General features: G+C 68.6%; 20 protein-coding genes and 4 pseudogenes. 14 read left to right on the forward strand and 10 right to left on the reverse strand.

The window, feature by feature from the left end; all coding sequences use genetic code 11:
- Positions 1–510: 510 nt before the first annotated feature.
- The 7 genes and pseudogenes from OHT51_RS00765 to OHT51_RS00795 all read right to left on the reverse strand — a co-directional run bounded on the left by OHT51_RS00765 (position 511) and on the right by OHT51_RS00795 (position 6,215).
- Positions 511–1,153, reverse strand: a pseudogene (locus OHT51_RS00765) ((2Fe-2S)-binding protein).
- A gap of 166 nt (positions 1,154–1,319) precedes the next feature.
- Positions 1,320–2,087, reverse strand: coding sequence for an SDR family NAD(P)-dependent oxidoreductase (locus OHT51_RS00770; RefSeq protein ID WP_328876906.1), 768 nt, complete (start codon positions 2,085–2,087; stop codon positions 1,320–1,322).
- Between the two features lie 37 nt (positions 2,088–2,124).
- On the reverse strand, positions 2,125–3,384 hold the full coding sequence (locus OHT51_RS00775) for an MFS transporter (protein ID WP_328876907.1): 1,260 nt from the start codon (positions 3,382–3,384) through the stop codon (positions 2,125–2,127).
- 41 nt (positions 3,385–3,425) lie between these two features.
- The gene (locus OHT51_RS00780) at positions 3,426–3,971 is read right to left on the reverse strand and encodes a cyclophilin-like fold protein (RefSeq protein ID WP_328876908.1); all 546 of its coding nucleotides are present in this window, start codon (positions 3,969–3,971) and stop codon (positions 3,426–3,428) included.
- 11 nt (positions 3,972–3,982) lie between these two features.
- A complete protein-coding gene (locus tag OHT51_RS00785; RefSeq protein WP_328876909.1) occupies positions 3,983–4,651 on the reverse strand; it encodes an SDR family oxidoreductase in 669 nt (222 codons plus the stop codon).
- Positions 4,652–4,751: 100 nt separating this feature from the next.
- On the reverse strand, positions 4,752–5,162 hold the full coding sequence (locus tag OHT51_RS00790) for a (R)-mandelonitrile lyase (protein ID WP_328876910.1): 411 nt from the start codon (positions 5,160–5,162) through the stop codon (positions 4,752–4,754).
- A 36-nt stretch (positions 5,163–5,198) separates the two neighbouring features.
- Complete coding sequence (locus tag OHT51_RS00795) at positions 5,199–6,215, reverse strand: zinc-dependent alcohol dehydrogenase family protein (protein ID WP_328876911.1); 1,017 nt, start codon at positions 6,213–6,215, stop codon at positions 5,199–5,201.
- Between OHT51_RS00795 and OHT51_RS00800 the strand changes: the two genes are divergently transcribed.
- On the forward strand, positions 6,195–7,331 hold the full coding sequence (locus tag OHT51_RS00800) for a helix-turn-helix transcriptional regulator (RefSeq protein WP_328876912.1): 1,137 nt from the start codon (positions 6,195–6,197) through the stop codon (positions 7,329–7,331). The genes OHT51_RS00795 and OHT51_RS00800 overlap by 21 nt on opposite strands.
- A 206-nt stretch (positions 7,332–7,537) precedes the next feature.
- Here OHT51_RS00800 and OHT51_RS00805 read toward each other — a convergent pair whose 3' ends face one another.
- Together OHT51_RS00805 and OHT51_RS00810 are read right to left on the reverse strand one after the other, a co-directional pair.
- Complete coding sequence (locus tag OHT51_RS00805) at positions 7,538–7,954, reverse strand: DUF1648 domain-containing protein (RefSeq protein ID WP_328876913.1); 417 nt, start codon at positions 7,952–7,954, stop codon at positions 7,538–7,540.
- Positions 7,955–8,072: 118 nt separating this feature from the next.
- Entirely contained in the window at positions 8,073–9,389 is a 1,317-nt protein-coding gene (locus tag OHT51_RS00810) for an MFS transporter (RefSeq protein WP_328876914.1), read from the reverse strand.
- Positions 9,390–9,478: 89 nt separating this feature from the next.
- On the opposite strand from OHT51_RS00810, the gene OHT51_RS00815 reads away from it, so the two are divergent.
- Positions 9,479–10,456 carry an ArsR/SmtB family transcription factor gene (locus OHT51_RS00815; protein ID WP_328876915.1) on the forward strand — a complete coding sequence of 326 codons (978 nt, stop codon included), beginning with the start codon at positions 9,479–9,481 and terminating at the stop codon, positions 10,454–10,456.
- A gap of 4 nt (positions 10,457–10,460) precedes the next feature.
- On the opposite strand, the pseudogene OHT51_RS00820 reads toward OHT51_RS00815, so the two are convergent.
- Positions 10,461–10,778: pseudogene (locus OHT51_RS00820) on the reverse strand (IS5/IS1182 family transposase); the annotation flags it as partial.
- A 265-nt stretch (positions 10,779–11,043) separates the two neighbouring features.
- On the opposite strand from OHT51_RS00820, the gene OHT51_RS00825 reads away from it, so the two are divergent.
- The 12 genes and pseudogenes from OHT51_RS00825 to OHT51_RS00875 all read left to right on the forward strand — a co-directional run bounded on the left by OHT51_RS00825 (position 11,044) and on the right by OHT51_RS00875 (position 24,400).
- Positions 11,044–11,742 carry a hypothetical protein gene (locus tag OHT51_RS00825; protein WP_328876916.1) on the forward strand — a complete coding sequence of 233 codons (699 nt, stop codon included), beginning with the start codon at positions 11,044–11,046 and terminating at the stop codon, positions 11,740–11,742.
- A gap of 63 nt (positions 11,743–11,805) precedes the next feature.
- A pseudogene (locus tag OHT51_RS43265) lies at positions 11,806–11,907 on the forward strand (glycoside hydrolase family 48 protein); the annotation flags it as partial.
- Positions 11,908–12,236: 329 nt separating this feature from the next.
- Positions 12,237–13,259: a LacI family DNA-binding transcriptional regulator gene (locus OHT51_RS00830; protein ID WP_328876917.1), complete on the forward strand. Its 1,023-nt coding sequence runs from the start codon at positions 12,237–12,239 to the stop codon at positions 13,257–13,259.
- Between the two features lie 223 nt (positions 13,260–13,482).
- Entirely contained in the window at positions 13,483–14,613 is a 1,131-nt protein-coding gene (locus OHT51_RS00835) for a GH12 family glycosyl hydrolase domain-containing protein (RefSeq protein ID WP_328876918.1), read from the forward strand.
- A 799-nt stretch (positions 14,614–15,412) separates the two neighbouring features.
- Positions 15,413–15,682, forward strand: a complete 270-nt coding sequence (locus OHT51_RS00840) for a hypothetical protein (protein WP_328876919.1) — start codon at positions 15,413–15,415, stop codon at positions 15,680–15,682.
- Positions 15,683–15,703: 21 nt separating this feature from the next.
- On the forward strand, positions 15,704–16,297 hold the full coding sequence (locus OHT51_RS00845; protein ID WP_328876920.1) for an FG-GAP repeat domain-containing protein: 594 nt from the start codon (positions 15,704–15,706) through the stop codon (positions 16,295–16,297).
- A 97-nt stretch (positions 16,298–16,394) separates the two neighbouring features.
- Positions 16,395–17,057 (forward strand): FG-GAP and VCBS repeat-containing protein, encoded by a 663-nt coding sequence (locus OHT51_RS00850; RefSeq protein ID WP_328876921.1) that lies wholly within the window; start codon positions 16,395–16,397, stop codon positions 17,055–17,057.
- 253 nt (positions 17,058–17,310) lie between these two features.
- Positions 17,311–18,765 (forward strand): FG-GAP-like repeat-containing protein, encoded by a 1,455-nt coding sequence (locus tag OHT51_RS00855; protein ID WP_328876922.1) that lies wholly within the window; start codon positions 17,311–17,313, stop codon positions 18,763–18,765.
- 122 nt (positions 18,766–18,887) lie between these two features.
- Positions 18,888–20,042: pseudogene (locus OHT51_RS00860) on the forward strand (NAD-dependent DNA ligase LigA); the annotation flags it as partial.
- 103 nt (positions 20,043–20,145) lie between these two features.
- Positions 20,146–21,303, forward strand: coding sequence for a tyrosine-type recombinase/integrase (locus OHT51_RS00865; protein WP_328876923.1), 1,158 nt, complete (start codon positions 20,146–20,148; stop codon positions 21,301–21,303).
- A 62-nt stretch (positions 21,304–21,365) separates the two neighbouring features.
- Entirely contained in the window at positions 21,366–23,828 is a 2,463-nt protein-coding gene (locus tag OHT51_RS00870; protein ID WP_328876924.1) for a tyrosine-type recombinase/integrase, read from the forward strand.
- Positions 23,825–24,400 (forward strand): DUF6262 family protein, encoded by a 576-nt coding sequence (locus OHT51_RS00875; protein ID WP_328876925.1) that lies wholly within the window; start codon positions 23,825–23,827, stop codon positions 24,398–24,400. Before OHT51_RS00870 ends, OHT51_RS00875 begins: the two co-directional genes overlap by 4 nt.

The following is a 24,400-nucleotide window of genomic DNA, read 5'->3' on the forward strand; positions in this document are numbered from 1 at the left end:
GCGTGCGACATGACCGTGACCCGTCGCATCCAAAGGGTTCACCCGAGCGATGCGGGCAGCACTTGGGACGAACTCCGGGCGGGCCAGTATCACCGACATGGCTGAGGAAGAAACGACGGGTTCGGAACAAGCTGTCCAACTGGGGCCTGCTGTCGGTCGTTACCACCGTCAACGCCGACATCCGCGTAGTCTCCCCCACCGGCGAGATCGATCAGCAGACCAGCGAACTCCCACGGCAAAGCCCTTGACGCCACCACTCCTCCCGGCCCCCGCATCGTCGCCGACATGAGCGGCGTCAGCTTCATGGACTCCACGGGGCCTGTCTGGCTGCCGTCTCAGGGGTGGGTCGCATCCTCACCACTGAGCCCTGAATCGCGAGCGCAGGGCGGGGCGGCGGGTGAATGGCTCCGTGGCCGTGTGCGAGGGGTTTGGCCGGTGGCACCGTGGGTGTGGGCGGTGATCTCTGCGGTGATGGAGATGGCGGTTTCTTCGGGTGTCTGTGCGCCGAGGTCAAGACCGATCGGCGGCCTGCTGGACGGCGTTCACGATCTTCGGGTAGCAGCCGCAGCGGCAGATGTTGCCGCTCATCCATTCGGCGATCTCCTCCCGGGAGCCGCTGTGGCCCTCCTGGATGCAGGCGACGCCGGAAAGGATCTGGCCCGGGGTGCAGTAGCCGCACTGGAAGGCGTCCTGGTCGATGAACGCCTGTTGCAGCGGATGGATTTGGTCGCCGTCGGCCAGCCCCTCGATCGTGGTGACCTCGGCACCTTGGGTCCGTACGGCGAGGGTGAGGCAGGCGTTCTGCCGGCGTCCGTCGAGCAGGACGGTGCAGGCCCCGCAGGCGCCCGCGTCGCAGCCCTTCTTCGAGCCGGTCAGGCCCAGGTGCTCGCGCAGCAGGTCCAGCAGGGAGGTGCGGTTGTCGACCGTGACCGTGTGGCGGGTGCCATTGACGGTCACGGTGAGGCGGCTGGATGGCGCCAAGGCGGCGGCCTTCGGGCTGGGCCAGGAGGTCGGTGCCGAGGACGCCGCCGGCGGCCACGGCGGTGCCGACGGCCGTACCGGTGGCGATGAAGGTGCGCCGGGTCGGCGCTGTACGCGACTCCGGGTCGGCGGGTACGGCGAGGGAATCCTGCGGGACGGGTTCGGTGGGCATGTGGGGAGACCTTCGCGTCGTGGAAACGGTCAACAGCACAGCGGTAGCGCCCTTGCGGGGCATGGCGGCATGGCCTCTTGGCGGCCAAGTGGCTTACGCGGGTTCGGTTCGGCTGTACGAGAGCGGGACCGGGACGGGGGCTGGTGACGGCCCGTCCCGGGGGTGGTCACTGGGCGGTGTAGCCGCCGTCGACAGGGAGGGCGGTGCCGGTGACGTAGCCGGCGCCGTCGCTGCACAGCCACAGGACGGCCTGGGCGATCTCGTCGGCGGTGCCGAGCCGGTCGATGGCCTGGCCCGCTGCGGCCTGGCTGCGGTCGAGTTCGCCGCCTTCGACCATGGCGTCGACCATCGGGGTGCTGATCGTGCCGGGACAGACGGCGTTGATACGGACTCCGCGGGAGCCGTATTCGAGGGCGGCGCTTTTGGTCAGGCCGATCACGCCGTGCTTGGCGGCGTGGTAGGCGGCGCGGCCGGGGTTGCCGACCAGACCGCCGAGGGAGGAGCAGTTGACGATCGCTCCGCTGCCCTGGGCACGCATGTGGCGCAGCTCGTGCTTCACGCTCGCCCAGATGCCGCGCAGGTTGATGGCCTGGACTCGGTCGAACTGCTCCGCGCTCTCGTCCGCGGCGTCGGTGGGCGGCGGCATGATCCCGGCGTTGTTGTAAGCCATGTCGAGCCTCCCGAACGTCTCCACGGTGCGGTCGACGGCGGCGGCGACCTGGTCCTCGTCGGTGACGTCGCAGACCAGCGCGAGGACCTGTTGGCCGTCGCCGGCAACCTGTTTGGCGGCGGCGTTGACGCTGCCCTCGTTGATGTCGGCGAGCGTGACGGCGGCCCCCGAGGCGGCGAAGGCGCGGGCGGTGGCCAGGCCAATGCCGGAACTGGCACCGGTGACAAAGGCGACCTGTTCGGAGAAGTCGTAGGTGGGATTCATGACGAGTGCTCCCAACAAAGGTGTACAGACGTGGAGTTCAGTGCCCGGTCGTCGCGGTTGGATCGGCAGCCTGCTGCGGTTCACCGGTGCCAGTGGTGTGGTGGGCGACGATCCGGGAGGGGCGGGTGGTGCCGCTGAGAGCGAGGGCGATCAGTGGCAGCAAGGTGAGTGCCGCGAGGACCGCGCCGGTCAGGGCTGGTCCGGTCAGCCCGAGCGAGGAGTCCAGCGCCTGGGCCGCAAGGGCCGAACCCGCGGCGATGCCGGTGTTGTACGCGGAGGTGGTCAACGCCGAGGTGAGGGTGGGCGCGTCCCCGGCGAAACGGACGGCGAGGGAGGTGACGACCGGGTTGACGGTGAATCCGGTCAGTGCCATGCCGAAGACCAGGGCGATCGCGGCAACCGGGCTGTTCGAGGCCGGGATCAGGGCCAGCAGGATGAGGGCGGTGGCAGCCGCCGCGGTGATGGTCGTGGTCATCGGGCGGCGATCCCCGAGACGGCCGCCGATGGCGGTGCCGCCCAGCGCGCCGACACCGAAGGCGATCAGGACCAGCGGCACGGCGCCGGCCGGGATGCCCGCCCGGTCGGTCAGCAGCGGTGTGATGTACGTGTACGTCGCCAGCACTCCGCCCATGATCAGCACGGCAGCGCCGAGCGCCAGCCACAGCCGGCCCTGCCGCAGGGCCCGTGCCTCCGCCCGCACCGACACCTCTGTCCGCCGCTCGATACGGGGGATGAACCGCCCGACGAAGACGGCAGCCAGGGCGGCGAGGACGGCCAGGGCCCAGAAGGGGCCGCGCCAGCCGGTGTACTGGCCCACGAACGAGCCGATCGGCACGCCGACGACGTTGGCCAGCGTGAGGCCGCCCATCATCACGCCGACCGCCCGCGTGGCGCTCGCGGGCACGGCGGCGATGGTGGCGATCACGAAGCCGACAGCCCAGAACGCGCCGGTGGCCAGGGCGGTCACCACGCGGGCGGTCAGCACGACCGTGAAGGACGAGCTGAGCGCGGCGACGACGTGGCCGAGAGCGAAGACGGCCAGTGCGCCGACAAGGGTGTGGCGCTGGGGCAGGCGCAGGGTGGCCATGGCCATCGCGGGCCCACCGACGATCATCCCGACGGCGAACGCGGTGATCAGCAGACCTGCGTGCGACACACTCACATTCAGGTCGACGGCCATCTCGGGCAGCAGGCCGGCGATGACGAACTCGGTGGTGCCCATCAGGAACGTGCCGGCGGCGAGCACCCAGACGACGAAGGGCAGTCGGTCGCGGGCGCGCTCGGTGGCGGAGGGCATGCGAAAACTTCTTCCCGTACGAAGAGTGGTGGTGGGCGAGGTCAGGAGGCAGCCTCGATGGTGATCCGGTCGGCCCCGGACAGCAGGTCGGTGTCGGCGTCGATGTGGCCGAGGATCAGCAGGTCGGAGGAGGCGGAGGGGCCGTCCTTGTAGAAGATGGCGAGGTTGCCCCAGGGGGCGTAGTAGGTGAGGTCCCCGGTCTTCGGTGTTTGCGGTTCGGGGGCGTCCTCGGTGGTCAGCTTCCTCGGCGGGTCGGCGATCCGCTCGGTTCCGTGGAAGTCCTCCAGGTCCAGGGTGAGCGGGAGCAGGGAGGCAAGGTCACGGGCAGCAGGACTGTCGTTCAAGGCCGCGTCGACGGGCCGGCCGTCGATGGTGATGCGGATGTCCATCGGGGTGCTCCTGTCTGAGCCGGACGGGCTCGCCGAGGCCGAAGGCTGCGGCTGCCCGGACGCCGGGGCGGACGATGAGGCGGAGGTTGTGGAGGAGGACTGCTCGGCCGGTGAGTCGTCGGAGCAGGCGGTAGCGGACAGCAGCAGTACGCCGGTGGTGGCGGTGGCGGTCAGGGCCCGGCGAAGGGTGGATGTCAAGGGGTGCCGTTCTACGGCTCGGGCATGGGCTCGGCGTAGTGGCGGAAGCCCTTGCGGTCGGTGTGCAGGCCGTGCAGCCGCTCGGCGAGGACTTCGGGGCTGGAGTGCTCGGAGGCGGGGCTGATCGCCCCGGGGACGATGAGCTGCGCGGCGTGGATGTTCTCCGGCGCGAGCGCGGTGTGGAGCATCGCCGCATAGGCGCTCTCACCCGCGAACGCGATCGAAGTACCGGCCACGCTGGGCTTCGGGTGCACCGCGCTGCCGCCGTTGACGAACAACAGCGTGCCCCTCCCGAGCTCCCGCATACCAGGCAGAACAGCGTTCACGCAGGTGAGAGGGCCCTTCACGGAGAACGACAGCGGAGCATCCAGGTCGGCGGCACTGGTCTCCAGCACCGGCTTCATGAAGTCCGCCCGCGGCACCGGGCTGTACTGCAAGATCTCCACGGGGCCCAGATCCACGGCCGCCGTGTGCAGGGCCGCGGTCAGCGAGTCGAGGTCGAGGACATCGGCAGAGTAGCCGCGGGCACGGATTCCGTCGCTGCCCAGTGCCGCCACCAGTTCGTTGAGTCGATCGTTGTCGCGGGCGAGGAGGGCGACGCTGTGGCCTGCCTTGCCGAATCGGCGGGCGGCAGCCAGTCCCAGGCCGGGGCCTGCGCCGACCAATGCGAACGTGGTCATGGTGAGTCCTTGAGCGAAGAGAGATACGAGGCGAGGGAAGGCGGCCAGCCGCAGCGGGTCAGGGGCAGGGCGTGAGTGAGGTCGACGGACCTGTCCCGGATCAGCCGGTGGCCGGTGCGGCGGCGTATTCCTGGTCGGTGACTGGGCTCACCCAGTGCACGACGGCGTGGTCGTCGTCGCCCTCGTTGATGGCCACGTGGACCATCAGCCGGTTCGGCGCGGCTCCGTGCCAGTGCTCCTCGTCGGCCTCGAACAGGACGCGGTCGCCGGGCCGGATGACTTCCACCGGTCCACCCCGGCGCTGGCACAGGCCGACCCCTTCGGTGACGAAGACGGTCTGGCCCAGCGGGTGGCGGTGCCAGTGGGTGCGGGCGCCAGGCATGAAGTGCACCAAGTTGGCGGTGACCCGGGACGGGGCGGGTGCTGAGGCGACGGCGTCGATGTAGACGTCGCCGGTGAACCAGTCGGCCGGCCCCTTGGCGGTGTCGATCGAACTGCGGGTGATCTGCACGGTTTCTCCTCGTGCGGGTGAGCGTGGGCAGGTAGGTCAGGGAGTGAGGAGGGTTTTGATGGCGCGGCGCTCGTCCATGGCCTTGTAGCCCTCGGCGACCTGGTCAAGGGGGAGGGTGAGATCGAAGACCTTGCCCGGGTCGATCGCGCCGGTCAGGACGCGGTCGATGAGGTCGGGCAGGTAGCGGCGTACGGGGGCGGGTCCGCCGCGCAGACCGACGTGGGAGAAGAACAGCTCCTGCCCGTCGATCGCGACCTCGTGCGGGACGCCGACGAAGCCGACATTGCCACCGGGGCGGGCCGACTGGAGAGCCTGCTGCATGGACTGGGCGGTGCCGACGCACTCCAGCACACTGTCCGCGCCGATCCCGCCGGTCATCTCCTTGATCCGGGCGACGCCCTCCTCGCCGCGCTCGGCGACGATGTCGGTGGCCCCGAACTCGCGGGCCAGCTTCTGCCGGGACTCATGGCGGGACATGGCGATGATCCGCTCCGCCCCCAGTTCCCTGGCGGCGATCACCGCGCACAAGCCGACCGCACCGTCACCGACCACGACGGCGGTCGAGCCGGACTTGACCTCGGCAGCCTCCGCGGCCCACCAGCCGGTGCCCATCACGTCCGAGACGGCCAGCAATCCAGGCCAGAACCGCTCGTCCGGCACGCCGTCGGTGGCGACTAGCGTGCCCTGGGCGTTGGGGATGCGGACGTAGTCGGCCTGGCAGGTGGACATGAACTCGCGGTTCAGACAGCTCGACTGGAACCCGTTGCGGCAGTTCGCACAGGTGTTGTCGGAGGTCGCGAACGAGCCGACGACGAACTGGCCCGGCTTTACCGCGGTCACCTCGGGCCCGACCTCCTCCACGAAGCCCACGTACTCGTGCCCCATCGGATGCGCCGCGTCGGTGGGCTCCGCACCTCGATACGGCCACAGGTCCGACCCGCACACACACGTCACGGCCGTGCGGATGATCGCGTCGGTCGGCTTGAGGATCTTCGGGTCCCCCAGAGTTTCGAAGCGGATGTCGCCGGGAGCGTGAATCACTGCGCCGCGCATGAGAGGTTCCTTTGCGTACCGGGTACAGGGTGCGGACCCCGGAGCACGGATGGCGGACCGCCCGAGCCGGGTGCGGAACTCCGCCTTCGCCGCCTTCGCGGCCGGAAAGAGAAGCACCACGCCTCCCAGGTAACCCGCTCTTCACGCGCGCAGCGAGTCACTGACAAGGGGTGTACTGGCAGTACATCCCTATGGCTGCGTGCGGGACGTACCGTCGAAGGCATGGACAACCGTGAGGAGGTCCGCGAGTTCCTCACCTCGCGGCGCGCGAAGATCACCCCCGACCAGGCCGGACTACCCTCCGGATCCCGCCGCCGTGTGCCGGGCCTGCGCCGCAGCGAGGTCGCAGCCCTCGCCGACATGAGCGTCGAGTACTACTCCAAGCTGGAGCGCGGCAACCTTGCCGGAGTCTCCCCGGCCGTCCTCGAAGCCCTCGCCCGCGCCTTGCAGCTCGACGACGCCGAACGCGCCCACCTGCTGAACCTGGCCCAGGCCGCCGACGGCTCCGACGCCCTCACGCGCCCCCGCCGCCGTGCCACCACCCGGCAGTGGACACCCCACCGCAGCCTGCAATGGACCCTGGACGCGATCACCGCCGGACCCGCGTTCGTCCGCAACGGCCGGATGGACATCCTCGCCGCCAACCAGCTCTTCCGCGCCTTCTACACCGACGTCTATGCCACACCCGACAACCAGCAGAACCTGGCCCGCTTCACCTTCCTCGACCCCGCCTCCCGCCGCTTCTACCCGGACTGGGACGCCTTCGCCGACGTCACCGTCGCCATTGTGCGTGCGGAAGCCGGCCGCAACCCCCACGACAAGGACCTGCACGATCTCGTCGGGGAGCTGTGCACCCGCAGCGACGCCTTCCGCACCCGGTGGGGTGCGCACAACGTCCGCCACCACGGCACCGGCACCAAGCACTTCCACCACCACGCCGTCGGCGACCTCTCCCTGGCCTTTGAGGGCCTGGAGATGGCCGCCGCTCCCGGCCTCACCCTCACCATCTACACCGCCGAGCCCGGTTCACCCTCCGAAGAAGGACTGCGTCTGCTCTCGACCTGGGCCGCCACCCGGGAAGCCGACCCGGACACGGAACGATCTGCGACCAGCTGACCGCGACAACGCCCAATCCCATGGGGTTCGGCGCTGTCGGCGCACAGATCTTCCACTCTCGCCGCCCCCGCGTGGCTCATTCGGGGCCCGGAGCGCCGGGCTTGTCGCAGGGTGACCTCGGTGCGCTGCGCGTAGGCATCGAACAGGGATGTACGCCGTCACGGCGGACAGGCCGCTGGAGAAGAGGCTCAGAGACCGAGTGGTGGTCAGGGCCCTTCGGGCAGAGAAGCCTGCGGTGATCGTGCGACGGCTTCGATGACGAACACCAGCATGTATAAGCCGAAGGCTGCGGCAAGTGAACTGTAGCCGTCGGCCCTTCCGTCGACGGTGAAGTGGGTGGCCACCTTGTCCGGGAACGATTCCCGGAGCAGCAAGAACGCTATGCCAGTAGCTACGCCCCGCCTCCGTACGGCGCGGCCACCCAGCCGACGCGGCGGATGAGGCCGGCGGACGCTTCCCGATTCGACAACATGGGCGTCAGTCCCTTCCGTGTCTGTCGTGGCGTTCTCCGCCTCCTCAGCGGCTGCTTCCTGCTCGCGGATGAACTGCCCGAGTACCGCGTACGCCTGCTCCGGTTCGACCACGTCAAAGTTGAGGTCCTGGAGGCGGAGGTAGTCACGCATGGGCTGCTGCGGCCTGCCGGGGGTGGACAGCCAGTTGCGGAGTTCGGCAATGACTGTCTGTCAGAGAGACGTGGGGGTGAGGTGCGTGACGGCTCGCGGCGGACCCGACCTGCGACGGTTACTGCGCAGGAGAACTACACGCATGCTGTTCGGTGCCGTTCTCTGATCCCGTTGAGTAGTTCGGGACGGGGACCGGGGAGGTGGGCGGGTGCCAGGTGAGAATCCAGCCGGCGGTAAGCGCCGCAGCGCCGCCTGCCAGGGCGATTGCGCCGCCTGTTCCGATGCCTGCGGCCACCGAGCCGAAGCAGGCCGGCCCGACGCCCTGCAGCGTCATGCTGCCGGAGCCGAGCAGACCGAAGGCCTGGCCCTGGCCATCCTGCGGCAGGGCGTCCAGGAACGGCCGTTGCAGGCCGAGACCGTAGGCGAATCCGAAGCCGCAGAGCAGCAGCAGACAGGACGAGACGCCCTCTCCGGGCTCGGCAGCGAAGCCGACCAGCGGCAGTCCCATCAGCGCAATCAACGGGACTACCAGTCGCTCCCGGGTGGGTGGCCGTAGGAGTCGACCCACCAGCAGGTCACCGACAAGCATGCCGACCGGCAGACAGCCCATCAGCACCGCGTACCAGCCGGGCGCGAAGTGGCGTTCTCCCGCGTAGGCGACGATCAGGCCTTCCGCGCCCGCTACGAACGCGCACGGGAGCCACTGGGCCAGCATCAGTCGTCGCACAGTGCGTCCGCGCAGCAGCAGGCCGGCACCGTGCAGGCTTGCCCGGACGGCCCCGCCACCACCACAAGTGCTGCCGGGTGTGCCGCCGAACTCTCCCGGCTGCAGCCGGGGTAGCCGGATGCGGATAGCGAGCGCGCAGCCGAGGTACAGGGCGGCGCTTACCGCGAGTGCCAGGTGCGGGCCAAGTACCGCGACGGCCGCACCTCCCAGCGCCAGACCGAACAATTGCGCGCCGGAGGAGGCGATGTTGTTCAGGGAACGGCCCAGTACATAGGCGTCGCCCTCCAGCCACTGCGCGACCAGCCGACTCGATGCGCCGCCGAACACCGGAGCGGCGAGGGCGACCAGCGCCACGACACCGAGGCTTGCCGCGATCGGCATGCGCACCAGGGCGAGCAGCAGAGCGGCGGCGCACTCCAAGGCGTAGCCGCCGGCGATGAGCGCACGGGGCGGCAGTTGGTCGGCCAGTGAGCCCAGCAGCAGCGAGCCGAACAACTGCGGGAGAAAGCCGATGCCGAAGGCCAGTGCGCTCAACAGCGCGGAGCCGGTGGCCGCGAAGACCAGCACCGAGAACGTGGTGATCCGCAGTGAGCCCGCAGTGATCGCGACGGTGCGGGTCGAGAAGAGCAGCCGGAATCGCGGCTCGGCCAGCACCTCCCGGTAGGTGGCGCGGTGGTTGCCCTGCACGGGTTCGGCGGTTGGAGTCATGACACGCAGCCTCGCCGTGCGCCCACGCCACTCACCAATGATTCGTCGCTGGACGAATCTGAACAGACGTCCCGCGATAGCATGGCAGCGTGCTCCGCTTCGAAGTCTCCGTCGAGGACCTGCTGCGCAGCCGCTTCGCACTGTCGCCCGCGATGGACCTCTGCTTACTGCTACGCTCGCTCGCCGGCCAAAACCGGCCGCTGCCGCGAGCCTGGGCCACCCGGCTCCTGCCGGGCTTTGAACGGCTTCGCCGCGAGACCGAACTGAACGCCGCCCTCGCCCTGCACACCCCGCAATCCGGACCGAACTTCATCGCCCCACCCCCGCGCGGCCTCAACCAGAGCTGGGCAGACGACCTGGCCATGATCCGGGCCACACCGCTGGAAGCAGCCCGCCACGAATTCGCCACCACTGCGACCGGCCCGTCCGCCCGTGATCCCCGCGTACGCGCAGTGCTGGACTCGACGGACGCCGTCTCCAGGATCGCCGAGGCGATGGACCAGGCGTGGCACGAGCTGCTCGCCACGGACTGGCCGCAACTGCGCACGATTTGTGAGCGCGATGTCGTGCACCGGGTGGGCGTGATCGGCGAACACGGATGGGCCACGACCATCGAGAGCCTGCACCCTGGCATCGCCTGGCGCGCCGGCGGTATCGAGCTCGGCTTCTTCCGAGGCGGAACAGTCCACCTCGACGGCGATGGGCTACTGCTGATCCCTTCGGTCTTCGTCGGGAATATCGCCGCCCACCTGGAAGACCCCTGGCCCAGGACCTTGGTCTATCCTGCCCGCGGCACCGCCGCCCTGTGGGGCGAACAAAAGACCGTCCCCCAACCGGACGCGCTGACCGCTCTGGTCGGCCGGGCCCGAGCCCGGCTGCTGGTGGCGCTGGACGCCCCGGCCAGTACCAGCCACCTCGCCCGAAGCCTCGCCATGGCACCCGGCGCGGTAGGAGACCACCTCGCCATCCTCCGCGGCGCGGGGCTACTCGTCCGCGCCCGGTCCGGACGGTCGGTGCTCTACCGGCGCACCCCCCTCGGCGAGGCGCTGGTCGGCGGTTCGGGCTGAGGGCTCAGATCGGCATTTTTTTGAGGCGCCGCCAGCAGACGACTGCGCAACCGAGGGTGAGGAATGCCTGGTGGATGTCGGCGCGGATTTCCCAACGGATACGCAGTCGGCGGAACCGGCGCAGAATTGCGAAGGCCACTTCGACGCCCCGGCGGTTCTTGCCCAGCCCGCTTCCGTGCTCGGGGCCGCGCCGGGCGATGAGCGGGTTGCCCGGCTCACGGACCTGGCGGCGCTAGACGTTGTGCTCGTAACCGCGGTCGGCGCAGGGGACGTCGGGGCGCTGACGGGGTCGTCCGCGCTTGCCGCGGATGGGCGGTACGGCCTGCCAGCAGGCCATCCCGGAGCCGCAGCCTCCTTATCTTCCTCGACGACAAGGTGCACCGTGAGCCCGTCACTGTGCCTCAATCGAAGGTCTGGGCATCGATGGCGTCGTGAAAGTCGTCGTGAGTCTTGCCGGTCACGTCCTCGAACGCTTGCCCCGCGACATAGTTCGTCTGACAGCCAGGCCAAGTCGCTGCGATCAGTACGATGACCGGATTTCTCGCTCTGCGACAGCAGATCGGGGAGACACGGAGGGAATCAGAGAGATGAACATCCGCTTCGACGCCAGCTGGTGCGGAAGCGATCTGGGGGGTCACCGTTCCTGTCCCAATACCTACGACCACTACTCCCACGATTCCTTGCCGCCGTTGGACGAACGACGTTTCAGGGGGACCTTCGAATGGCTCGGGGGGCGCACCGGGACCTCCGTGGACCGCGTCACCGAACTTCGAACAGTGACGAAGGAGCTGGACCGGAAGGGGCTTTCGCTCCCCGAGGACTTCATCACCTATTTCACTTCGGCGAATCTTCCGGACATCCTGGGCGACCAGTCGCTGACTTGGTGCTGGAACAGCCTTTCCAGGCCAATACCCAGTCCGGTTGAGCCCGGAGCCTTCCTTGTCCGCTTCTTCCGCGACCAACAAGACTGCGTCCTTTGGTACTTCTACCTGCGTCCCGGCAACTCGGCCTTCGTGGTGCACTCCCATCTGGAGTATGAGTATGAGTACGAAGCCCATGCCAGCGGCGGCGAGTTCAACGGGGACAGTGACATCGACGACTTGGACGAGCAGATGGAGGCTCTCCAGTACTGCGCTCCCACCTTCGAGGAGTGGGCCTACCGCTTCTGGATCGAGAACCGCATCAGCGGGGCAGTCGAGAGCGAGGACAAACCCTCACTCGACGAAGACCAGCATGCCTACTTGAACCACTACAGAACCTCTCGCCAGAATTCACCGTCCCTCTGACTGGGCCGAGCAAGCGTCGGCCGTAGAGCGCAACAGCCGAGGCACAACGACGCACCGTGACCACCGCACACCCTCCAGTGGTCGGGCCAACCCGACACCTGGAACCCGTCAAGTCCCGGTGCCGACACGAAACTTCACGTCACCGGCGCCGACTACACCAACGACCACCGGTTCTGGGCCCAGGCGGACATAGCCCTGGCCATGAGGCTCGTACTCGGAACTCCTCGAGTAGCCCCCGTCGGCGATCCGCGTACACGACCCCGTCGCCTGGTGACGGGGTCCCCGGCCGGGCGGCCCCGCCCGCACTGGGGGCTGCCGGTCCTCGCGCGATTCCAGCACGGCCGTCAGCGACGGAAACGCATAATCACCACTCGGATCGGGAGCGCTCCCAACCCTCGCGTGCAGGGCCATCACCTGTTCCCGTGCCCTTGGCCAAGTCGTGTGCTCGGTTGGCTCCGGCCGGTAAGATCGGTGATCTCGTGGGGGAGGTGGTCATGGGCAGACGGCGCCCGGGGACACCGACACTGGAAGAGGTGGCCGCTCGTGCCGGGGTGGGGCGGGGCACTGTCTCCCGTGTCATCAACAATGCGGCGGGGGTGAAGGAGTCGACGCGCCGGGCCGTGCGGCGGGCCATCGAAGAACTGGAGTACGTGCCCAATCTCGCGGCCCGTTCACTGGCGGGGCGGCGGGCCGATGCCGTCGCCCTGGTCGTGACGGAGCCGGACTGGCGGTCGTTCGCGGAGCCCTTCTTCTCCGAGATCGTGCGCTCACTCGGGGACGCGCTGACGGACACCGGGATGCAGTTGCTGCTGACCTTGGTGCGCTCGGACGCGGAGCGGCAGCGCTTCCTCGAGTACGCGCGCGGCGGCCGGGTCGACGGTGTCCTGCTCCTGTCCGTGCGCGCCGGCGATCGGCTGCCGGACATGCTCGCCGAGGCCCGCATGCCGACCGTGCTGCTGGGGCGCCGTTCGGGAGAGGAGTACGTCAGCTACGTCGACGCGGACAACATCGGCGGCGCCCGCAGCGCCGTCTCCCAACTCCTGCGACAGGGCCGCAGAGTGGTTGCGACCATCACGGGCCCGCTAGACATGTACGTCGCCCAGTGCCGACTGCGCGGCTATGAAGAAGCCCTGACGCTGGCGGGCCTGGCGGCCGAGCAGACCCTTGTCGCGGAGAGCGACTTCACGGCCGAGAGCGGCCGCCGCGCCATGGCCGACCTCCTCGAACGGCATCCGGATGTCGACGGCGTCCTCGCCGCATCGGACACCACAGCCGCGGGAGCCCTGGAGGCACTGCGCGCGGCCGGACGCAGGGTGCCCGAGGATGTCGCCGTGATCGGTTTCGACGACTTTCCGCTGGCTCAGCGGACCACACCACGACTGACCACGGTGCGCCAGCCGATCGAGGAGATCGGGCGGGCCATGGTCCGACTGCTCCTGGAGGAGATGGAGGAGGGTGCCGTGGCCTGGCGTCACGTCATCCTCCGTACGGAGCTGGTGCTACGCGAGTCGACCTGACACCGCCAACCCGCCCGCAAGCGCCCCCCGCTCCCCGCACTGTGTCACAAGTCCGTCGTCCGACCTGCGTCTCTGAAATCGGTTCGACGGGTTCATGCGGGCGGCCTTGTCATGGACCTGAACCATCCCTACAGTCCCAGCCGAGCCATGATTGGGAGCGCTCCCATTCACAGGGTTGCGGGAGCACCTCCCTTACCCCACATCGCCTCTGAAGAGGATCCGCATGCGTCCTTCACCGCACCATGCCCACAGCGCGCGTGGACTGCTCGGCGCGCTGCTCACCTCGCTCGTCTCACTCGCCGCGTTGCTGACCACGGCGCCAGTGGCGCAGGCCGACACCTCGATCTGCCAACCCTTCGGCACAACCACCATCCAGGGCCGCTACGTGGTCCAGAACAACCGCTGGGGCACCAGCGCCACTCAGTGCATCGCCGTCACCGACGCGGGATTCCGGATCACCCAGGCCGACGGATCCGTCCCCACGAACGGCGCTCCGAAGTCCTACCCGTCCGTCTACGACGGCTGCCACTACACCAACTGCTCGCCCGGCACCAAGCTTCCGGCCCAGCTCAGCACCATCTCCTCCGCGCCCACGAGCGTCTCCTACAGCTATGTGAACGACGCGGCGTACAACGCCTCGTACGACATCTGGCTCGACCCCTCCCCTCGCACCGACGGCGTGAACCGGACCGAGATCATGATCTGGTTCAACAAGGTCGGATCCATCCAGCCCATCGGCTCCCCGGTCGGCTCCGCCAGCGTGGCGGGGCGCGAGTGGCAGGTGTGGTCCGGCAACAACGGCTCGAACGACGTGCTGTCGTTCGTCGCACCATCGGCGATCACCAACTGGAATTTCGACGTCATGGACTTCGCCCGGCAGGCCGTCTCCCGGGGACTCGCGCAGAACAACTGGTACCTGACGAGCGTTCAGGCGGGGTTCGAGCCCTGGCAGAACGGCGCGGGTCTCGCCGTGACCTCGTTCTCCTCCACCGTCAACACAGGCTCCTCCGGTGACCCCGGCGGCCCTGGCGGCCCCACGGCCTGCAAGGTGGCGTACGCGACGAACGTCTGGCAGGGCGGCTTCACCGCCGACGTCACCGTCACCAACACCGGCTCCTCCCCCGTCCGCGGCTGGAACCTCGCCTTCACCCTCCCCTCCGGGCAGCGGATCACCCAAGCCTGGAACGCCAACCTGTCCGGGGCCTCAGGAGCTGTCACAGCGAGCAACGTGGCCCACAACGCAGAGGTGGCGGCCGGCGGTCAGGCGACCTTCGGATTCCAGGGCACGTCCGGCGGCACTTTCGCCAAGCCCTCCGGCTTCAGCCTGAACGGCAGCGCCTGCACCACCGTGTGAATCACGTTCACCCTCCCGGGCCCGCTTGATTCCTCGACGCCGACCGGCGGGCCCGGGAGGCCGCACAGCGCCCCTTCCGTCCTGGGGCCTACCCGCAAAGGCCTGCTTTCAGGAGCCTTCTCAGCCTTAGGTTCAGAGGGGCCCGGTGTTCGCGGCGGGCAGATCCGTGACAGCCGAGATCTCCGGCCGGAGCACATCTCGCCCTCCGCGACCCTCAACGTGCGCAGGTAGGTGGCCTTCAGCAGGTCGCCGGCGGCACCGTCCAGGGCCGGACCCTGCCCGTCACGCCCTCGTCCGCTGTCGGTGTTGGGCGGCCGTGGGTGGTGTGCAGGGGGTATCTCCCTCGCTCCGGACGGACGCCGCCTGGCCACCGCGGGACAGGACGACACCGCCCAGCTCTGGGACGTCGCCGACTCCCGCGGCCCCACTCCTACGCGGCACTCACCGGCCGCGACGGCCGGGTGCTTGACGACCTCCACGCGATGACTGGATCCCGGCGCGGGCCGGTGTTGCGCCGCGACCCCGGCTAGCCACCGTTCTCGGCAATGAGCTCAAGGCGACATTCGCGTTGGCCGAGACGGCCATGCCGCTTTCGTCGACATCGATGAGTTCCCGAGCCTGCCGCAGCCGCCTCAAGAGCGGCCCGAACTCACGTACAACCCTCACGCCCCTCCAAGCGTCTCCTGATCGCTGACCACCCGGTGAAGCAGGGGACAACTCCTGGCAAACACGGGCGGGAGAGGTACCCACCAACCGCGGATGACCGCCGGGCATCCCCGCATGCAGCAGGAGACCACGCATGCACAAGCACCACCCTCAGCGCCTCGCCTTCGCGACGGCGACCACCGCCGCGCTGACGGGCGATCTACTCACCGATGTGAACAGGGACGGCAGGGTCGACCTGCTGGCCGCCACGGACGGCGAGAACGACTTCGACGGCCTCGTGACCGTCCTGAAGGGCTCGGCCCTGGGCATGACGACGTCCGGCGCGACGACGTACGGCCCGATCCGCATCGGCATCTCCACCGGCGACGACCACCCCCGACTCGGCATGATCATGGCCGGCTAGACCCAAGGAGCTCCCCTCCCCATGCACAGACGCACCACCCCGGCGGCCATGGCGGCCGCCCTCCTCACCGGGGGCCTCACCCCGCTTGCCCTGAGCGCGCCGGCGTCCGCAGCGGTGGCCAAGCACTACGACGACTTCAACGGTGACGGATACCGGGACCTGGCGTACAGCCATTACTACCAAAGCATCTCCGGCGAGGACGGCTGGGAGGGCGGTGCCGTCAACGTCGTCTACGGCAAGGCCGGCGGCCTCGACACCTCCCGCACCCAGGTTGTCCACCAGGACAGCCCGGGCATTCCCGGTTCCGGCGAAGAAGACGACATGTTCGGCGAGTCGATCAGCAGTGCCGACCTCAACAAGGACGGCTACGCGGACCTGATCGTCGGCAACTCGATGGAGACGGTCGGCAGCACGCAGTACCGCGGCTCGGTCACCATCGTCTGGGGCTCCCGGTCCGGCCTGTCGGGCGGGACCAACGTGACCCCGAAGTCCGGCGCCGGCAGCTACTTCGGCCGCGACCTCGCCACCGGCGACTTCAACGGCGACGGCTCGGCCGACCTCGCGGTCATCGGCGGCCACGAGGCCTGGCTGTACCGCGGCCACCAAGTCGGGTAGCACCGGCAGCGTCAGTAAGATCGACAAAGAGGGCCAGGGCTGGTACTCGTACGGCTTCGCCGCCGGCAAGGTCAACGGCGACGGCAAGACCGATCTGGTGGTACTCGGCGAGCAGTTCATCGACAACAAGCCGGTCCCGCGGATCTGGTTCCTCAAGGGCGCCTCGGGCGGCCTGACTTCGGGCGCCTCCAAGACGTACATCAGCGCTCCGTGGACGGCGGCGATCGGCGACTTCAACAAGGACGGCTACGGCGACATCGCCGTCGGCCTGCCCGACAACAACGACGGCAAGGGCATCGTCAGCGTCTGGCGCGGCACGTCCTCCGGCCCGAGCGGCTCGATGACGTACAACCAGGCCAGCTCCGGCGTCTCCGGCAGTCCGGAGGCGGACGACAACTTCGGCTACTCCGTCTCGGCCGGCGACACCAACGGCGACGGCTATGCGGACCTGGTGGTCGGCGTGCCGCACGAGGACGTGAACGGCCTGGAGGACCAAGGCGGCGTCCACGTGTTCCGGGGCGGTTCCGGCGGCCTGAACGGTGCACGATCATCGTGGATCCCGCAGACGGTTCAGGGTGCGGCCGACTCGCATGAGTCCTTCGGCTACGCCCTGCGCCTGCGCGACGTGACCGGCGACGGCAAGGCGGACCTGGGCATCGGCGCGACCGACGTCCCCGTGCTGCGGCGCGGCTCGAGCGGGGGGCCGACGGCTACCGGGCTGACCGAGCTGCCAAATATGGGCGCGCCGTTCAGCGACTGAGGTGACGTAAGAGGGCGGCGAGCTCGGTGACGGTGGTGATGATCATCGTGCCGGGCTCGTCGCTTTCACGGAGATGTAAAGCCTCGCGATTGACGAGTTCGACGCCGTCGTTCCCATCTCTCGTTTTCCCATCTCTCGTTCGGCATACAACCATCCGCGCACACCAGAGGTCTCCTGCACCGCAATCACCCCGTTAAGCCCAGGAGAACACCGGGCCAACGGGCAAGTCATCCGTATTCAGCAGGAGAACCACATGCGCAAGAACCTCCGTACAGCCGTGGCAACCGCAACCGTTGGCGCACTCACCGGCGGTCTGCTCGTCGCTGTCGCAGGCCCCGCGGCTGCCGTCTCAGGCCTGGAGGGCGACTTCAACGGCGACGGGCACCAGGACATAGCGGTCTCCGCCCCGCGTGCCTCGGTGGGCGGCCACTCGGCCGCCGGTTCCGTGACGGTCCTGTACGGCTCCCCGACCGGCGCGGGCGCCGCCAAGGTCCAGACGCTCTCCCAGAACAGCGCGGGCGTACCGGGCGGCGCCGAGGCGAGCGACGGATTCGGTTCGCACACCACGGCCGGTGACTTCAACGGCGACGGCTACGCCGACCTGGCCGTGGGTGTGCCCGGCGAGGACGTCGGCTCTGACACCAACGGCGGCACCGCGGTCCTCCTGTGGGGCGGCTCCACCGGTCTGTCGGGCGGCACCACGGTCTCCGACCCCGCCGGCACCAGCCACGACTCCTTCGGCGCCCCGCTCGCCGCCGGCGACTACAACGGCGACGGCCGTGACGACCTCGCCATCGGCTCGGACCAGAACACGATCGACATCTACCGCGGCGGCTTCACCAAGTCCGGTTCCACCGGCGGCCATTACAAGGTCACCACGCCCGTCCTGAAGGTGCCCGGCAACGACATCTTCAACCTCACGCCGGGCGACGTGAACAACGACGGCCGCACCGACCTGCTCGTCGACGGCTACGAGGGCGAGACGAGCGGCGACTACTACTTCAACGCCAACTACTACCTGCCCGGCTCCACCGGCGGTGTGACCACCTCCGGTGCCCGAAAGCTGCCGGCCGGGCTCATCTCCGACATCGGCGACGTCGACAACGACGGCTACGGCGACATCGTCATCGGCAACCACTGGGACGCCTCCTCGTACAGCCCGGGGACCGCCAAGGGCGGTGCCATCCAGCTCGTCTGGGGCACCTCGACCGGTCCTACCGGCGGCACGGGGACCTTGGAGCAGAACAGCGCCGGTGTCCCCGGTACGGGCGAGACGGGTGACGCCTTCGGCTGGGAGCTCTCCCTCGGCGACATCAACGGCGACGGCTACGACGATCTCGCCGTCGGCTCGCCGGGCGAGGACCTGAACGGCATCGCCGACGCCGGCATGGTCTCCGTCCTCTACGGCTCGACGTCCGGCTTCCAGGGCGCCGCCGCGCAGTCCCTGGCCCAGGACACGCCCGGCGTGCCCGGCGGCAACGAGAAGAACGACGGCTTCGGCGGCGAACTGCTGCTCACCGACGCCACCGGCGACGGCAGGGCGGACCTGACGGTCAGCCTGCCTGGGGAGAACAACAGCGACGGCTACGTTGTGGCCTTCGCCTCCGACGGCTCGAAGATCAACACATCCGGCCGAGGCATCGGCCTGACCGCCGCCAAGGTCTCCACGTCCGGCACCCCGCGGTTCGGCACCCAGATGGCGGACTGATCCGACCCCTTGGCCCTCCCCGTCGGAGAACCGGCGGCGAATGGTGATCACGGTGACGCGCGGCCACCGGCAGCTGATCCAGCCCCGGGGCGTTGTCAGTGGTGGCAGGCAGGATGGCGGGTATGAGCACACCAGCTGCAGTGATCGTGGATGTTGCCGCCTACGCGCAGGCGGTCGAGGAGGCGGTGAAGGCGTCGGCCGCCTACTATGCGGGCGGTACGTCCGTGCTGGACGACGACTCCTACGACCGCCTGGTGCGCGGCATCGCCGCGTGGGAGGCCGACCATCCCGACCAGGTGCTGTCGAACTCGCCGACGGGGAAGGTCGCCGGTGGCGCGGTGGAGGGCGATGTGCCGCACACGGTGGCGATGCTGAGCCTGGACAACGTGTTCTCGCCGGAGGAGTTCACCGCCTGGACCGCCTCGCTGGCCCGGAGGGTCGGCCACGACGTGGAGCGCTTCAGTGTCGAGCCGAAGCTGGACGGGCTCGCGGTCGCTGCCCGCTACATCGGCGGCCGCCTGAGACAGCTGATCACCCGCGGGAACGGGACGGCCGGGGAGGACGTCTCGCACGCGATCGGCACCATCGAGGGCCTGCCGGACGAACTCACCGAGCCGGTCACCGTGGAGGTCCGCGGCGAAGTCCTGATGACCACCGCTCAGTTCGAGCATGGCAACGAGGTGCGTACCGGGCACCGCGGGCAGCCGTTCGCCAATCCGCGCGGCGCCGCGGCGGGCACCCTGCGCGCCAAGGAGCGCGCCTACACAGTGCCGATGACGTTCTTCGGCTACGGCCTGCTGCCCCTGGCCGACACCGAGCAGGCGCTCGCCGTACGGCTGGGCGAGCTCGCGCACAGCGACCTGATGGTGCAGGCCGCCGCGTTCGGGGTGAACACCACTGCCACCACCGCGGTGCCCGGCACCACCGCCACCAGCGTCGAGCAAGTGCTGGCCCGCGTACAGGAGATCGCGGCCCTGCGGGCCGACTTGCCGTTCGGGATCGACGGGATCGTCATCAAGGCCGACCTGGCCGCCGACCAGCAGGCCGCCGGTTCCGGGACGCGGGCCCCGCGCTGGGCGATCGCCTACAAACTCCCCGCCGTCGAGAAGATCACCCGGCTGCTCGAAGTGGAGTGGAACGTCGGCCGCACCGGCATCGTCGCCCCGCGCGCCGTCCTGGAACCGGTCGTGATCGACGGCGCCACCATCACCTACGCCACCCTGCACAACCCGGCCGACATCACCCGCCGCGACCTACGCCTTGGCGACCACGTTATCTATAGGAGTCATATGGCCTCTGGCACATGAGTGTTGAGGGCCCATTCTTATGTCTCTGAAAGGTATCTACTAGGTGTCTGTCACGTCTGGTACGTTCGCCGTCATGTCTCCTCGGTACACGGCTGAACGCGCTGTCTCCCCCCGCGACGAGTCCGTGTCATGGGTGGTGGTCTCGTCGGAGTACGAACTGCATGTGGAGGCGTGCGCCTACTTGGCGAGCCTCCGGATGGCAGATCGGTCGATCAACACCGAGCGCACGTACGCGCCTCGGGTCGCCTTGTATCTGTCGTACTGCACGGATCACGGCCTGGACTGGAAGAAGCCGGGGCTGCCAGGGCTGGCCCGGTTCTTGCACTGGCTCATTGATGAGCCACTGCCGTCGCGGGCTCGGAAGAAGGCAGTCGAGGAGCGCTTCCGCGATAAGAAGACCGCGAACCAGATCATGACGACGGTCTGTCAGTTTCTGCGGTTCTGCTCCCAGCAGGGATGGGTATCGGCGGAGACGGTCGCTCAACTGTCTGAGCAGAAGTACCTGTCCTGTCTGCCGCCGGGCTACGACCCGGGCGAGGAAGGGCAGTTCCGCACGGTGCGAACGAAGGCGATCAAGTTCGAGGTGGCAGTCGAGGGCTACGAGTGGCTGAACCCCGCACAGTTCACGACCATCATCGGGCTGACCCGGCATGCCAGGGACCGCTTCTTGGTGGCTCTGCTGGCCGGCACCGGCGTCCGGATCGGGGAGGCCCTGGGATTGCGCCGGGAGGACATGCATTTCCTGTCGAACTCGGCCGGGCTCGGCTGCCAGGTCGCCGGTCCACACATCCATGTCCGGCGGCGGCGCAATTCCAACGGCGCTTTGGCCAAGGCCCGTATGCCGCGGTGGATACCGGTGACGGACGAGTTGGTGACGCTCTACGCGGACTACGTCTTCGAGCGGGACCAGGTCGGCGAGGCCGCCGATGTCGACATGGTGTTCGTCAACCTCTTCAAGGCGCCGCTGGGTCGCGCGATGACCTATCACAACGCGAAGGACCTGTTCGACCGGCTGGCGGCAAAGGCAGGGTTCCCGGCCCGGCCGCACATGCTGCGGCACACCGCCGCGACCACCTGGATCCGCAACAAGACCCCGCGTGACGTGGTGAAGAACCTGATGGGGCACGTCGCGGAGTCGTCGATGGAGCCCTACGTCCATGCGACGGACGAGGACAAGCGGGAGGCCGTCGAACGCGTCGCGGCGATCCAGAAGGGCCAGGGCCTCTCGTGAACGGGAACGTCGCGGAGGTCATCGACCTGCCCGGCCGGTCCGCACCCGACCTGAGCGCTTGGGTGGCCTGGCTGAAGTCGCAATTGCTGGAGGACTGGCGGCCGGGCGAGTGGGACGGCGGATCGTGGCTGTTCACCGGCGATCTCGACAGCGACAAGACGGTGGCATGGCCGTGCATCATCGACACGTGCCCGGTGACCCACAAAGCCCGCAACCGGCGGTGCAAGTCCTGCGAGGACCATTTCCGGCTCAGCGGGCTCACCGAGGAGGAGTTCAGCGCCACCTACCGGCCGAGCCGGAACCGCGTCTACATGCGGGCATTGCCCTGCACCGTCGAGCGCGACGGCGCACGGTGTCAGCGCGAACTGCACTTCAGGGGCCTGTGTCGCGGGCACAGCGTCCAGTGGATCAAGGCCAGCCGGGCGGCGGACAAGCGCCGGCCGTTCGACGGGACGCTTGAGGAGTGGGTCCGCGATGTCGCAATGCCGCTCGGTGCCTGGCCGGACTGCCTGGTGGCCGGTTGTCCATTTGAGCAGGTCACGCTCAAGACGGGGCTGTGCCGGATCCACTATGCGTGGTGGTCGAAGGGCAAGGGGGGCGTGAAGGTCGCGGACCTCGATGACTGGATCGAGCACGCGACGCCCTACCTGGCCAGTCACCAGTTCTCGTTGGCGCCGTTGAGCGACGTCGCCAGGCTGGAAGTGCTCTACGCACTTCAGCAGCGTGATCTGCGCACGCGAGTGATGCAGCCCTCCCCGATCCGCTCGGTGATCAAGGAACTCACCGGAGTGGACTGCCTGTTGACCGCGAAGCCTGAGACATTCTCTCCCGCCGGATGGCCCGAGGTGTCGAATCGCACGGCCATGCTCCGGGACATCGCCTGGATCATCGAGCGCGGGCACGAACAGTTCACGGGGATCAAGCCCACCGACAAGCTGATCTGGGACATGAGGGCGGTGCACGGGCCGATCGGCCACCGTCCGGGGCGAACTGGGCCGGGCTCGCGGTCGGTCAAGGTCGATTTCACGGTCATCAAGCAGCCGTGGCTGCGGGATGCGCTGATGGAGTGGGCCCGGTCCACACAGCCGGACAGCAACCGCTTCCGCCGCCACCTGGAGGCATGCGTCCTGACCTCCACGGTTCTGCACCGTCAGCCCGGCGGAGGGCTGGACCCGAGTCAGGTGCGGTTCGCCGATATGACCTTGGTCGTGGAGGGCTTTCGCGCGATGACCAGGAAGGACGGCAATCTGTTTGCCAGCAAGCATCGGGCGGACTGCCTGTCGATGCTGCACAACGTCCTGGACTTCGGCCGCCGGGCCGGGCTGCTGAATGATCTGCCCGGCACGTTCGGCCGGCACAAGTCACTGCGGATCATCCGCGAGGAGTCCAACGAGGACGAGATCGGCAAGGCCATCCCCGAGTCGGTGATCCGCCAACTCGACGCCCGTTTGGACGGTTTCGGCATCGGATTTCCCTACCGCGGCTATGCCGAGAGCGACATCGCGGCCATGTTCCAGGCGGTTTACCGGATCCTTCGGGACACCGGCAGGCGGCCGTGGGAAGTGGTGAGCCTGAAGCGGAACTGCCTGGAGTTCGCGGGCAACGACATCTTCTTGATCTGGAACAACTACAAGGGCAAGCGGCTGAAGCGACGGCTGCCGATCACCCGGGACACCGCCGAGCACATCCAGCGCTGGGCCGCCCGCCGAGACGGGCTGGTCACGCCCAGGCGAAGCGAGAACTACCTGTTCCCCGCCATATCCGATGGCAGCAAGTACCCTCACCTGACGTCGGGTTATCTCGCGCGGGCGATGCGCCAGTGGGTGCAGTGCCTCGACAGAGTCGACTCGGAGGGGACCGGCCGGGACGGCCTGCCCATCCCGTTCGACAAGAACAAGATCTTCCCCTACGCGTTCCGGCACTCCTACGCTCAGCGGCACGCGGACGCCAACGTCCCGATCGACGTGCTCAAAGAGCTCATGGATCACAAAAGTGCCGATACCACGGCCCGGTACTACAAGGTGTCGTTGAAGCGGAAGCAGGAGGCGGTCAAGACGATGCGCCTGCACGTCGTGGACCGGCACGGCAATCCGGCGCCGATGTCCTCGAACAAGGCTTACCAGATGCGATCGGTGCAGGTGCCGTTCGGCGGATGCGTCGAGCCGTCGAACGTCAAGGCAGGCGGCCATGCCTGCCCGATCCGGTTCCAGTGCGCCGGCTGCGGCTTCTACCGTCCTGACCCGTCCTACCTCGCCGCGATCGAGGACCACATCCGGGACCTGAAGGCGGACAAGGAGACCGCGCTGGCGATGGGCACGGACGAGTACGTGATCCGCAACCTTCAGGACCAGATCAACTCGTTCAAGAAGGTCGCGGCGAACATGCACGAGCAGGTCGAGGCTCTGCCGGAGAACGAGCGAGAAGAGCTGATGGAATCGGTGAAGGTCCTGCGCAAGAGCCGGGCGGCCAAGGGTCGCATGATGCTGCCGCTGACCGTGATCAGGTCGGGAGAGTCCAGCGCATGACGGACAAACGATCCCCCCGTGAGGTGCTGGCCGCCTCCCGCCGCAAAGACAGCCGGGACAAGCGGGCCAGGGTCCTGGCGGTCGTGGACCAGATGGCGGCCCGTGGCGATGCGGTCACCTTCGCGGCCGTCGCCAAGGAGGCCGGGGTGTCGAACTGGCTGGTCTATGCAGAAGGCGTCCGCGAGCACATCGAGGCGGCCCGCAAGAAGCAGGCGGGCCAGCCGCGACGGGAGACCAGGTCCGGGCTGTCGTCGAGTGCGGCAAGCCTGCGGACGGACCTGGAACTGTCAAAGCAGCAGGTTGCCGCTCTGCGGGGCGAGCGCGACAAGCTGAAGGCGGCGCTTCAACGGCAGCTCGGTCAGCAACTCGATCAGGTCGGGTCCGCCGACCTGGTGGCGAGGGTGGACGAGTTGACCCGCCATCACGAGGACCTGACTGCCGAGCGTGACACCCTGCGCAGGGAGAAGGCCGAGCTGGAGGAACGGCTGGCCGAGACCGAGGAGGACCTGGCAGCGGCCCGCTCCAGCCTGCGACGGATGATCCGGGCGGAGAACGCGGCGCCCGGCGGCTGA

Origin of the sequence: Streptomyces sp. NBC_00299, assembly GCF_036173045.1 — a bacterium.
Taxonomy (GTDB): domain Bacteria; phylum Actinomycetota; class Actinomycetes; order Streptomycetales; family Streptomycetaceae; genus Streptomyces; species Streptomyces machairae.

Excerpts from the sequence above, each read along its gene's own strand:
- OHT51_RS00855 (WP_328876922.1), top strand. The coding sequence starts at position 17,311 with ATGCGCAAGAACCTCCGTACAGCCGTGGCAACCGCAACCGTTGGCGCA.
- OHT51_RS00775 (WP_328876907.1), bottom strand. The coding sequence starts at position 3,384 with ATGCCCTCCGCCACCGAGCGCGCCCGCGACCGACTGCCCTTCGTCGTC.
- OHT51_RS00830 (WP_328876917.1), top strand. The coding sequence starts at position 12,237 with ATGGGCAGACGGCGCCCGGGGACACCGACACTGGAAGAGGTGGCCGCT.
- OHT51_RS00825 (WP_328876916.1), top strand. The coding sequence starts at position 11,044 with ATGAACATCCGCTTCGACGCCAGCTGGTGCGGAAGCGATCTGGGGGGT.
- OHT51_RS00875 (WP_328876925.1), top strand. The coding sequence starts at position 23,825 with ATGACGGACAAACGATCCCCCCGTGAGGTGCTGGCCGCCTCCCGCCGC.
- OHT51_RS00845 (WP_328876920.1), top strand. The coding sequence starts at position 15,704 with ATGCACAGACGCACCACCCCGGCGGCCATGGCGGCCGCCCTCCTCACC.
- OHT51_RS00795 (WP_328876911.1), bottom strand. The coding sequence starts at position 6,215 with ATGCGCGGCGCAGTGATTCACGCTCCCGGCGACATCCGCTTCGAAACT.
- OHT51_RS00785 (WP_328876909.1), bottom strand. The coding sequence starts at position 4,651 with ATGACCACGTTCGCATTGGTCGGCGCAGGCCCCGGCCTGGGACTGGCT.
- OHT51_RS00840 (WP_328876919.1), top strand. The coding sequence starts at position 15,413 with ATGCACAAGCACCACCCTCAGCGCCTCGCCTTCGCGACGGCGACCACC.
- OHT51_RS00835 (WP_328876918.1), top strand. The coding sequence starts at position 13,483 with ATGCGTCCTTCACCGCACCATGCCCACAGCGCGCGTGGACTGCTCGGC.
- OHT51_RS00810 (WP_328876914.1), bottom strand. The coding sequence starts at position 9,389 with ATGACTCCAACCGCCGAACCCGTGCAGGGCAACCACCGCGCCACCTAC.
- OHT51_RS00805 (WP_328876913.1), bottom strand. The coding sequence starts at position 7,954 with ATGCGTGACTACCTCCGCCTCCAGGACCTCAACTTTGACGTGGTCGAA.
- OHT51_RS00865 (WP_328876923.1), top strand. The coding sequence starts at position 20,146 with ATGTCTCCTCGGTACACGGCTGAACGCGCTGTCTCCCCCCGCGACGAG.
- OHT51_RS00770 (WP_328876906.1), bottom strand. The coding sequence starts at position 2,087 with ATGAATCCCACCTACGACTTCTCCGAACAGGTCGCCTTTGTCACCGGT.